Origin of the sequence: Psychromonas sp. SR45-3, from assembly GCF_014163575.1 — a bacterium.
GTDB classification, from domain to species: domain Bacteria; phylum Pseudomonadota; class Gammaproteobacteria; order Enterobacterales; family Psychromonadaceae; genus Psychromonas; species Psychromonas arctica.
The window spans coordinates 19,443-30,767 of sequence record NZ_JACJDP010000046.1; the positions used below are offsets into that span (position 1 = coordinate 19,443).

The 11,325-nt window shown below is 37.5% G+C and carries 10 protein-coding genes; 1 reads left to right on the top strand and 9 read right to left on the bottom strand.

What is annotated here, in order from left to right; all coding sequences use genetic code 11:
• Nucleotides 1–15: 15 nt before the first annotated feature.
• A complete protein-coding gene (gene nrdA / locus H5084_RS17175) occupies nt 16–2,286 on the bottom strand; it encodes a class 1a ribonucleoside-diphosphate reductase subunit alpha (RefSeq protein ID WP_028869724.1) in 2,271 nt (756 codons plus the stop codon).
• Nucleotides 2,287–2,865: 579 nt separating this feature from the next.
• On the opposite strand from nrdA, the gene H5084_RS17180 reads away from it, so the two are divergent.
• A complete protein-coding gene (locus H5084_RS17180; RefSeq protein WP_169727669.1) occupies nt 2,866–3,009 on the top strand; it encodes a hypothetical protein in 144 nt (47 codons plus the stop codon).
• A 147-nt stretch (nt 3,010–3,156) separates the two neighbouring features.
• Here the strand turns inward: H5084_RS17180 and H5084_RS17185 are convergent, their stop codons facing one another.
• The 8 genes from H5084_RS17185 to H5084_RS17220 form a co-directional block, all read right to left on the bottom strand.
• The gene (locus tag H5084_RS17185) at nt 3,157–3,393 is read right to left on the bottom strand and encodes a YecH family metal-binding protein (RefSeq protein ID WP_028869725.1); all 237 of its coding nucleotides are present in this window, start codon (nt 3,391–3,393) and stop codon (nt 3,157–3,159) included.
• Between the two features lie 373 nt (nt 3,394–3,766).
• The gene (locus H5084_RS17190; protein ID WP_028869726.1) at nt 3,767–5,041 is read right to left on the bottom strand and encodes a dicarboxylate/amino acid:cation symporter; all 1,275 of its coding nucleotides are present in this window, start codon (nt 5,039–5,041) and stop codon (nt 3,767–3,769) included.
• A gap of 324 nt (nt 5,042–5,365) precedes the next feature.
• Nucleotides 5,366–5,713, bottom strand: coding sequence for a thioredoxin family protein (locus H5084_RS17195; protein ID WP_028869727.1), 348 nt, complete (start codon nt 5,711–5,713; stop codon nt 5,366–5,368).
• A gap of 165 nt (nt 5,714–5,878) precedes the next feature.
• Entirely contained in the window at nt 5,879–6,166 is a 288-nt protein-coding gene (locus H5084_RS17200; RefSeq protein ID WP_028869728.1) for an encapsulin-associated ferritin-like protein, read from the bottom strand.
• A gap of 255 nt (nt 6,167–6,421) precedes the next feature.
• A complete protein-coding gene (gene mtgA, locus H5084_RS17205) occupies nt 6,422–7,102 on the bottom strand; it encodes a monofunctional biosynthetic peptidoglycan transglycosylase (RefSeq protein ID WP_182691816.1) in 681 nt (226 codons plus the stop codon).
• Nucleotides 7,103–7,853: 751 nt separating this feature from the next.
• The gene (locus H5084_RS17210) at nt 7,854–8,354 is read right to left on the bottom strand and encodes a TIGR00645 family protein (RefSeq protein WP_182691818.1); all 501 of its coding nucleotides are present in this window, start codon (nt 8,352–8,354) and stop codon (nt 7,854–7,856) included.
• Between the two features lie 336 nt (nt 8,355–8,690).
• Nucleotides 8,691–10,202, bottom strand: coding sequence for a DUF3360 family protein (locus H5084_RS17215; RefSeq protein WP_182691820.1), 1,512 nt, complete (start codon nt 10,200–10,202; stop codon nt 8,691–8,693).
• Between the two features lie 362 nt (nt 10,203–10,564).
• Nucleotides 10,565–11,152 carry a GNAT family N-acetyltransferase gene (locus tag H5084_RS17220; RefSeq protein WP_182691822.1) on the bottom strand — a complete coding sequence of 196 codons (588 nt, stop codon included), beginning with the start codon at nt 11,150–11,152 and terminating at the stop codon, nt 10,565–10,567.
• Nucleotides 11,153–11,325: the final 173 nt, after the last annotated feature.

The following is an 11,325-nucleotide window of genomic DNA, read 5'->3' on the forward strand; positions in this document are numbered from 1 at the left end:
TAATTGTAATGTTGGTTATATCTTACAAGCGCCACCGGCACAGCCATCGTCTTCAATTACTTTTTCATCATCTGCACCATCACGAGTGTTATGGTAATAAAGTGTTTTAAGACCCATTTTGTATGCCATTAATAAATCTTTAAGCAATGTCGTCATCGGCACTTTACCATCATCAAAACGTTTAGGATCATAGTTGGTATTCGCTGAAATCGCTTGATCAACGAACTTTTGCATAATACCCACCAACTCTAAGTAACCTTGGTTATTAGGAATACTCCATAACAGTTCATAGTTTGCTTTGTATTTTTCAAACTCAGGAACGACCTGTTTTAAAATGCCATCTTTACTCGCTTTGATACTAATGAAGCCACGTGGTGGTTCAATACCGTTGGTTGCATTAGATATCTGGCTTGATGTTTCAGAAGGCATTAATGCTGATAATGTTGAGTTACGTAAACCATCTTTAACGATATCTGCACGTAACGTTTCCCAATCTAGGTGATAGGCTTCATCACAAATTGAATCTAGCGATTTTTTATAAGTATCTAATGGCAAAATACCTTTTGCGTAATTAGTTTCATTAAACAATGGGCAAGCGCCACGCTCTTTGGCTAACTTATTTGATGCTTTCAATAGGTAGAACTGAATCGCTTCAAAAGTTTTATGTGTTAGGTTGTTTGCACTGCCATCTGAATATCTAACACCATTTTTTGCTAGGTAGTAAGCATAGTTAATCACGCCTATACCTAACGTACGGCGGTTCATGCTGCTTTTCTCTGCTGCTAAAATTGGGTAGTCTTGATAATCTAATAAGTTATCTAAAGCGCGTACTGCTAGCTCTGATAGCTCTTCAATTTCATCTAATGACTCAATCGCGCCTAAGTTGATAGCAGACAACGTACATAACGCAATTTCGCCTTCTTCATCTTTAATATGACTTAACGGTTTAGTCGGCAACGCGATTTCTAAACATAAGTTACTCTGACGAACTGGTGCTACTTTACTATCAAACGGACTGTGTGTATTACAATGGTCGACATTTTGAATGTAAATACGACCTGTACTTGCACGCTCTTGCATCAGTAGTGAAAATAATTGCACTGACGGAATCGAAGTTTGACGAATTGACTCATCACTTTCATAGAGATGATACAAACGTTCAAACTCATCTTGGTCTTCAAAGAAAGCATCGTATAGTCCCGGTGTATCAGACGGGCTAAATAAAGTGATATCTTTTTTATCGATTAAGCGTTGATAGAATAAACGACCCAGTTGTACACCATAATCAAGGTGACGAACACGGTTTGAATCGATGCCGCGGTTATTTTTAAGTACTAATAATGATTCAACTTCTAAATGCCAAATAGGGTAGAAGACAGTTGCTGCACCACCACGAACGCCACCTTGAGAACAAGATTTAACCGCCGTTTGGAAGTGTTTGTAAAATGGAATACACCCTGTGTGGAAAGCTTCACCACCGCGAATGGTACTCCCCATTGCACGAATACGACCTGCATTGATACCAATACCCGCACGTTGCGATACATATTTTACAATGGCGCTTGAGGTCGCGTTGATAGAGTCTAAGCTGTCATCAGCTTCAATAAGCACACATGAGCTAAATTGACGTGTTGGTGTTCGCACACCAGACATAATAGGTGTCGGTAATGATATTTTAAATTGAGATGTTGCATCGTAAAAACGTTTTACATAGTCTAAACGTACATCTTTATCGTAATCAGCAAATAAACAAGCAGATACCATCAGGTATAAAAACTGTGCACTCTCATAAATTTCACCGGTAACACGGTTTTGAATGAGGTATTTACCTTCTAGCTGCTTTACGGCTGCATAAGAGAAGTTCAAGTCACGATCATGGTCGATAAACTTGTCCATTTCTTCAAATTCTTGTTTGGTGTAATCGGCTAATAGATGCTCATCGTATTTGCCTTTTGATACCATTTTACTGACATGTTCAAACACACTTGGTGGTGTGAAACGACGGTAAGCACGTTTACGTAAATGAAATACCGCTAAATGAGCTGCTAAGTATTGGTAGTCTGGCGACTCTTCAGAGATTAAGTCTGCTGCGGCTTTGATAATAGTTTCATGGATATCATCGGTGCGAATACCATCGTAAAACTGGATATGTGAATTTAACTCTACCTGTGAAACAGAAACATTACTTAGCCCTTCAGCCGCCCAGGTGATCACGCGGTGAATTTTTTCAAGATCAATGCTTTCTCTCTTTCCGTTTCGTTTGGTCACAGATAGGTTTTTATTCATTTTTTTACCTTTTGTCGAAGAACAAAATAATTACTTTAGCGATTACAAGCAGTTATTTCTTATAGTGTTGATTGTTCATTTAAAACACAAGATGTAGTGTTGGTTCTAAGGAAGAGGCACAAGATAAAGCTTTTTGAAAAATTTTCAAGGGATAACTATCATTAAATTAGTGGATAAAATTGTGGACAAATTGGCATGATTTATATCTGTTAGTAGTTACTAACAAAATGCTGTAAGTGAGGTCTGTTTTATGCAAATTGCAATAACTATTTTGCTTTTTTTTTATATGTAAAATTGTGTTTTATACGAGCAATAATTTTTTAAAATTTATTTTTTAATGTCTCAAATTTACAATTTAATGCCATATCGTACTATTGATACAGCCTATCAATGTAACGCTGAGATGTTGCAATTCCGATAGCTTTAATGCCTCCTCTTATTTCATCACGATATTAATGAGCGTATCTATGGCTAATCTTCGTCAATCTTGCTTCTTCTGAGTACAATATTATTGCTGATTTCGACGCAGCATATATTTTAGAGCAAAAAGGTGAAGTGATCTTTACTAAAGGCTTTTGTGTGAGAGATGAAACCGACTACGAGAAAGGAGATTATGATTCTTTTAATAGTTTAAATGAATGCACCTCTCAAGTATTAGAGAAGCATTTAATCTTAACGTTACATGAGTTTTTCAAAGACGCAACGATGCATGTAAAAGGTTAAGCCCTAAAGCGATATAATGAATACTGATATTGGCTTTTATTTCAACTTACCTATTGATAAAAGAGTGCTTATCACTCTTTTATCAATGCTCTACATAAACCTTACCTGATAGCATGCGGCTTAACCATTAATTGCGCTTATTGTTGTTTAGCAAAGATGATCCTCTGGCATTTTAATTCCCTCTGCCGATTCTATAAACTTTCCCTTAGATGCTAGAAACTCAATCAATTGATCTGCGCTTAAGTCGCTCCCCATGCAAGTATGAAAAAGCGCATTCTCACCAAAAATATTAGCAATTTCTGCTTTTAACGTTTGTTTAGTATAAGTTTTTTTTGATTCTGCCATCATTTCCATGACCTGATGACCGTGTATAGATTGGTTCATGTTTAATCTTCGCTCCGATTTTTTGCCAAATATCCGCTGAGAGTTTAAGTTTTCTACTTAAAACTAATCAATTTAGCCGCTGTAGTGGATGAGTTAACTTCGACACACTATATCCAAACCAAATACTTAGGTATTGATACAAAACAAGTTGTGTCTATAAGTAAAATGTCAGTAATAGATTTAGATATTTTGAAGGTTTTACGAGCACATATCAGTTGATAAACAGTGGATGTGGCTTTCTTCGCTGGGGCTTGGATATTAGTAGAGTTTGCTTGAAGATTTTTTAGCGGGATTATTCTTGAAGATAAGATCAAGTAATATTTAAAAAACGCCACTTACAGCAAGTGGCGTTTGATATTGTTAAAGGTAAATCTTATACAGTTTCTTTAAATGCTTTATTGCCATTAAAGATCTCTTTATCAAGCTCACCTTCACTTTTAGCAACTAATAATGAAACCATCATATCGCCACAAATATTAACAGTAGTACGCGCCATATCAAGAATACGGTCGATACCTGCAACAATCGCTAACCCTTCCAGTGGAAGGCCAACAGTTGTTAATACTAATGAAAGCATGATCAGACCTGCACCAGGGACACCTGCAGTACCTACTGACGCTAATGTAGCCGTTAGTATGATCGTAATGTAGTCAGAAGCTGCAAGGTCAATGCCAAATGCTTGTGCGATAAATAGAGCACAAACCCCTTGATATAAAGCAGTTCCATCCATGTTGATGGTTGCACCAAGTGGTAGCACAAAGCTTGCTACACCCTTAGAAACGCCTAGCTCTTCACGCGACGCTTTAATAGTGGCTGGCAGAGTGCCTGAGCTACTTGTAGTCGTAAATGCAACAGCAGCAGGGTTCATTAAACTTTTTAAATAACGAACAGGGTTTAAGCGACCCAAAATAGCGATTACACCGCTGTAAAATATAACTACGTGAATTAATGCACCTAAATAAACCACAGCAATTACTTTGACTAAAGGTAGCAACACGTCCGCGCCGTATTTACCTGAAACCCAAGCCATTAGGCCAAATACACCATAAGGTGCAAGCTTCATCACTAACTCAGTTAGTTTATACATAGCTTCTGCAAGGCTTTCAAAAAGCTTAATAGCAGGGTCTGCTTTTTCACCAATCAATGCCAAAGAAATACCTAGGCCAATTGCAAACACGATAATTTGTAAAATGTTACCGGCTGCAAGTGCACCGACTGGGTTTTTAGGAATCATATTAAGCAATGTTTGCACTAGAGTTGGTGCATTAGGTATTGCTGTGTCTGCAGATACTGCAATCATTTCTAATCCTGCACCGGGTGTAAAAATGGTAGCAAGCCCAAGACCAATAGTAATTGCAAAAGCTGTGGTTCCTAAATAAAGCACAATTGCTTTAAGTCCAATTCTGCCCATTTTTTTGGTATCTTGCATTGATGTGATGCCGACAATAAGCGAGAAAAAAACCAATGGGACAATAAGCATTTTAATAGCATTAATGAAGAGTGTACCTAATGGTTTAAGAATTTCAGCACTAGGCCCCATTAAAGTACCAACCATCACACCAAGAAGCATTCCTATCAGGATTTTTTTCCATAGTTCCAGGCGTGACCATACTCCACCTGATTGAGCTGAGTTATTTTTGTTGTTCATAACAAGTCCATAAAGTCGTTAAAAGTGATAAAAAATGAATTTTTAATAATATAAATTGCTGAGGGAGCACATCATAATCACTTGATTAGTTAATTGATATAGATTGGTTTTTATTTTATTTGTGAAATTAATATCTGTTTTTAAGGCCATCGGAGCAGAAAGCCTTGCTATTTTAAGTATTTATTATTTTTTCAAAGAGGTGAGAGGTGCTTAGTTTTATTCGACTTTGATTGAGCGAGATCAAAACTGTAGATCTTAAAAACGTTGGTGTAAAAGAAGAAAAAACCGCCAACGTTCATTGAATGGGTTACCTATATAGCGTCATTATTTTAATATTAATTGACGAACTTGGTCTGCGCTTAATGGCCTTACTAAGCGGTCAACTTCTTTACCATCGCGAAGTAATATTAATGTTGGCCAAAGCTTTACCTTGAACGCTCGTCCCAACTTCTTACCTTTACCGTCATATACTTTGATATGAGGCAGCACTGACTGTGCAGTTAAGGAATGCTCTGTTAGTGCCTGTTGTATTGCCCCTGCTGCTGCTTGGCAGTGAGCACACCAAGGCGCACCAAATTCTATAATTGCATCTCCCGTTAACTCGCTAATTTCTTCAAATGTAACGGTTTCTTCTTGGTAATCAGGGGCAAAGCCCGTTTCATTAATGTTCATGTCATTTATTCCTTTTTACAGTACAAACCTGTTAGAACTAACTTAATAAAGATTATGACTCTGGTAGGGAAGGGCTGATATCCGTTACCAATCAATGTTGAATGATAACGGGTATATAAGGCGTACTAGGTAGAAAAATCGCCTTGTATTTGTGCGTTGCCCATTTTATTTGTGAGCAATAGGCTTATCAGTGAAAAGGTAGTCTTTTAATTCTTTGTCAAAGGTGGGATCTTGTCGTCTTATCCACTCAAGCACCATCGCTGCGTGCTCTTTTTCTTCATCTCTATTATGTGCAAGTATTGCCTTTAATTCTTCATTTTTACAGGCATCGACTCGCTGGTTATACCAATCCACAGCTTCAAGTTCTTCCATCAGAGAAGTAATAGCTCGGTGCATATCTCTGGTTTCATTTGATAGTTCATCTATTGGTTCGTGATAGCCTTCATTTGACATTTTTATCTCCTCAATAATTGATGTGATGATTGTAATGTATACCCAGGTTGTAATATTTTTAAATTTCAGCCTGCTTGTTACAATAAAAATACAATAAATTACATTGAGTTGAGGTTCAATAGATTCTTGTATTTTCAATGCAATAAGTGGTGCTGTAGCAAACTTTATTGAGAGTGATTGAACATTCCACTTTTTTTGTTCGAAAGATCAGTCTTTTTAAAAAGATAAATTCAGTCTTGATGTGCTTTACCTGTTTTAGTCTTGAATAATCAGCACTAAATAGTTTGACCCAAGTTGACGCATTTGTCGTTCAATCCAAGTCACTCTCTGACTAAGTTCGGCACTTAAATATCGAGGATCTCGTGTTTGTGGGCTAGGTAGTAACACTGCTAATTGTGCCGCTTGATTATTGGTGAGGTAACGAGCTGACTTTTTAAAATAATGTTGGCTGGCAGCTTCAACACCATAAATCCCTTTACCAAATTCAGCGATGTTCAAATACACTTCTAAAATACGTTTTTTACCCCAAATTGCCTCAAGGCTAATCGCTAAACCTGCCTCTAACCCTTTACGGATAAAGCTTCGACCCGACCATAGAAAAATGTTCTTTGCCGTTTGTTGTGTGATAGTACTTGCACCACGCAGCCCATCACCATCACCGTATTGTTCAACGGCTTTAATTATCGCATTAAAATCAACACCATAATGCAGAGGAAAGCGTTGGTCTTCAGACGCGACCACGGCCAAAGAGATCGATGGAGGCAGTTTATCAATACTTATCCATGTTTTTGCCACCGGGTAAGGGCTTTGCATCATAAACGCAGTCGTTGGCAAAGGCACAAAACGAAATGCTAATAAGATCAAAGTCATAACCAATAATAAACGCCATAGAACGAACCATACTTTTTTCAAAAAACTCAATTTACGCTTTGCCATGGGGTATCTCTAATTGGGGTCAACGAGGCCGTTAAGATAATTACCTCGAAAAAATATTGATGATTAATCTCAATTCACTCGTTTGCAATGACAACAAACAGAGCCATATAATGCCATATTTTAAGTTTTTTATCTGTAGCACAAAATACTTAAGAAACCGCAATACACTTCATTACAGACACTTTTATTATCGAGCCTTTATAGTTCATCGTCTTTGCTCTTCAAAGATGAAAGCAACCACGAAGCGCTACGCTTCACGAAGGACACGAAGAAAACAATTAAACAACTAAAGCATTTATAGTTATTTATCTTTTGATTTTATCTTCTTTTAACTTCGTGCCTTCGTGGTTAATTGCTTTTGACCTGTTCTTTTATCAACGTAGTCACTTTGTGGTTAATGGTTTTGCTTTTAAAAGATCAAAGCAACCACGAAGCGCTACGCTTCAGCAAGGACACGAAGAAAAATTTAAAAGCTAAGCAGTTTATCTTTTGACCTAACCTTCTTTTAACTTCGTGCCTTCGTGGTTAATCGCTTTTGACCTTATCTTTTATCAACTTAGTGACTTCATGGTTAATCACTTTGATTTTATCTTTTTTCAACTCAGTGACTTCGTGGTTAATCGCTTTTGAACTGATCTTTTCTAAACTCGGTAACTTATTGGTTTAAAAAGGCTAGTTAATAAAAAAGGCCTTGGTTTTAATACCAAGGCCTTTCCTAAATTATTTTAAAACTTCACATCTCAATCATTCATTAATATTTTTTATTCTTTTGCGATACGCTATCTAAATATCCCATCACAAAAGCAGAAAGCACAAATGTTAAGTGGATGATCACAAACCACATCAACTTATCATTGGCAATGTTTTGCGCATCCATAAACACACGCAAAAGGTGGATTGATGAAATAGCAACAATCGCTGCTGCAACTTTATTTTTCAGAGAGCCTGAATCGATAGTCCCTAACCAAGCAAGTTTCTCTTTATTTTCATCAATATCTAATTTAGAAACGAAGTTTTCATAGCCTGCAAACATTACCATCACAAGTAATCCGCCTACTAATGTCATATCAATGAGTGATAACAATAATAATATAAGGTCATTTTCAGTGACACTCAAAATATTAGGCAATAAATGAAATAATTCCTGAAAAAACTTGATTGTTAAAGCCAATAAGCCCAATGATAATCCCGCATATATAGGGGCTAATAGCCAGCGAGAAGAGTAGATAAGGTTTTCAATAAAACGTTCCATAAAGCTCAACTTAGTAAAGTAAAAAAGATGACAATATATACACCTATTGAAAAGATGCAATCATAAAAGTAGTTAGATATAGCAATAATTGAATAGGAAAAAAGCTTCTTTGAATCGTCAATGATAAGTGATTTGTTGTTGATTAAACCGTGAAAATTTAATGGGTGATATTGTTACTTAGTTCTGAGCGGGTGAGGAGATAGCTGTAAAGTAGAGAAGCCAGGGTAAAATTTAATATCGAGGATTGCCTTCATGACTTTTAATTCTACAGCGGCGCTTATGACGCTTTATTAATGTTTATAAAGCGTCATTATTCTGTGTTGAATAACCCCTAGATCACTGACGGAAGCTTGATATTAAAGCTGGAATACCTGGTAACATTCCTACTGCGGCCATCACCGTTGTTAACACCACAAACATAACGCCCGGTATAATCCAGCGATTCATCTTACTCAATTCAGAACTACGTTCTTTACAGCCAATTAAACCAAGGTTATCCAGTAACATTGTAATTGACCAACCAAAAGCAGGGTTCACTAATGCAGAAGCAAATACAACAATGGCTGCTGATTGAGTTGTTTTGCCTTCGCGTGTCATCTCCATTCCAGCTTCAAGTAATGGAATAAAAACCCCTACGATTAATGCAACACATAATACCGGCTGCCATATGGCTAAATCCATTGGATACCCCCATATTGCTGCTATCACACAGAACAGTGCAGTTAATAAAGCGCCAGCAGGAATAGGGCGCTTAGCAATAGCGGCTGGTATTAAATAAGTCCCCCATGATGAAGTGAAGTTGGCGCCTCCAAAAAGAGAACCAAACACTTGACGAATTGACGCTGTTGACATCGTATCATCTATATTCATTTGTACTTTTTCAGTGCGTTCAGGGTAACTGATTTTCTGAAATACTTGATGACCTAGGAAATCTGGTGACCACATCGCCACCGCTAAAATAGCAAAAGGCAAAACAACAACAAAACTTTCTATTGTAGGCATACCTAACATCCACCCAGTATTTTCACCCCACCAATACATTGGATTCAGGTTAGGTAAACCAGGACTTGTCATAAATTCAAAAGGTGCGCCCATAGCAAAAGCCAGCGAACCACCTAACAAACAACTCAATGGGACGGCTAACCAACGTTTTCGCCAATGTTCAAGTAACGCGTACAATATAATTGTGCTAATAATGACCACAAAAGGGATGTGCGACATGCCAATGTCGTCTCCCCAGGAAAGCAATTTTTTAACTTGTGAAATAGTGCCTACAAAACCGAGATACAGTAGTAACCCACCACAAACCCCTTTACTGGTCAGGTTAGCTAATCGACTTCCTCCTTTACTAATGGCCAAAATCAAACCAAACGCACCAATCAATAACCCAAATGCCATTGGGTGACCACCTGCGGCAACGACGATAGGAATAAGCGGAATGAGCGGACCATGAGTGCCCGCTAAGTTAGCTGTGGGGAGCAAAAAACCGGAAAAAAGAACAATAAAAATGGAAACAATTAATAGCTCATAGCGTACGTTTTCTAAAATAAAGCCTTCATCAAGACCCAATGGTCCTGCAAAAGTGGCTGCTATTGCCCCGACCATCACTATTTTACCAATTGTTGCTGCCATCGCAGGTATGGTATCTTCTATCTCAAATCGGTAGTCTTTGAAGGGGAAATTGGGTCGCCAACGTTTAGGCGCCATTATTTGTAACTCGTGTTCTAAGTATTCTTCTCGTGTATCAAAATCTGAACTTGGCTTATGCTTTTGCGCATAACTCAGTTGCTCTATATTTTTTTGTGATGTTGGATCTTGTTCAGGTGTGGCGTTAGAAGCATTGTGCATTATCAGTCCCTATGGTCACTATTAAAAAATAACTAAGAATTTCAATGCCGTAAACTAACTCAAGGTGATGCTCATTACTAACAACGATATACAAGCATTAGCACTAGCTCATGTTTTTAATTAATTTTCCATTATCTTTTTAATACTATTTTTTGATTGGATAGCTTGTGAAGTTAATTACTTAGAGGGATGAATTTCAATTTAGAGCCAGTTATTTCAGGGAAATAACAACAGAGGAGGTGACTTACAATGAATAAATTTCTAATGAATAAACTTATTTACAAAGAATGATTAGATTAACAGCGTATGTTTATCTAATCATACAAGTTTATAGATGCGCATACTTTTTTGCTTTTATTTCTTTAATATTTGTTCATCTTAAATATTAGATTCTTTTTAACCGCTGCCCACTCAATGTTGATGATGGAAAACACAACCGTATCTCTGTATGCGCCATCGGGCATTTTTTGATGATTCCTTAATATACCGTCCTGCTTTGCGCCTAAACGAGCAATCGCTGCACGTGATTGTTGATTGTGCCAATGCGTTCTAAACTCTACGGCAATGACATCAAGGGCTTCGAATGCATGCTGTAATAACATGAGTTTACACTCGCTATTTATTGATGAACGTTGGTCGCTTTTTGAATACCAAGTGTAACCTATCTCGAGACGACGATTTACAGGATCTGCATTGCAAAAGCGCGTTGAACCGATGATTTTTCCACTATGCTTAGCAACGATAACAAAGGGTAACGCGATCCCTTTCTCCTGTTGCTCTAAGGCTGTGGAAATATAATCATCAATAGTTGCTGAAGAGGGAACTGAAGTAAACCAGAGTTCCCAAAGGTTGCCATCTGATGCTGCCTCGACCAAAGCACAAGCATGCTCACGACGTAATGGAATTAACGTTACGGAGTGAGATGCCAACTCGATTTCTTTTAAAAACATGTTTTATCCTTATGTTTTACCCTTGGTGCTTAGTGAAATGAGTAAGATTATTTGTAACTACTCAGGCCGTCGCTATTTAAGCCTATTTCTTCGTTGAAAAATGCTCATTTAAACCACTAAACTGCGCTTTTTCGCCTTGAACTAAGCATAAATAGCTTAGCCCTGAGCATTTA

Coding starts and splice junctions, on each gene's coding strand:
- nrdA (WP_028869724.1), bottom strand. CDS start 2,286: ATGAATAAAAACCTATCTGTGACCAAACGAAACGGAAAGAGAGAAAGC.
- H5084_RS17185 (WP_028869725.1), bottom strand. CDS start 3,393: ATGAACCAATCTATACACGGTCATCAGGTCATGGAAATGATGGCAGAA.
- H5084_RS17190 (WP_028869726.1), bottom strand. CDS start 5,041: ATGAACAACAAAAATAACTCAGCTCAATCAGGTGGAGTATGGTCACGC.
- H5084_RS17195 (WP_028869727.1), bottom strand. CDS start 5,713: ATGAACATTAATGAAACGGGCTTTGCCCCTGATTACCAAGAAGAAACC.
- H5084_RS17200 (WP_028869728.1), bottom strand. CDS start 6,166: ATGTCAAATGAAGGCTATCACGAACCAATAGATGAACTATCAAATGAA.
- mtgA (WP_182691816.1), bottom strand. CDS start 7,102: ATGGCAAAGCGTAAATTGAGTTTTTTGAAAAAAGTATGGTTCGTTCTA.
- H5084_RS17210 (WP_182691818.1), bottom strand. CDS start 8,354: ATGGAACGTTTTATTGAAAACCTTATCTACTCTTCTCGCTGGCTATTA.
- H5084_RS17215 (WP_182691820.1), bottom strand. CDS start 10,202: ATGCACAATGCTTCTAACGCCACACCTGAACAAGATCCAACATCACAA.
- H5084_RS17220 (WP_182691822.1), bottom strand. CDS start 11,152: ATGTTTTTAAAAGAAATCGAGTTGGCATCTCACTCCGTAACGTTAATT.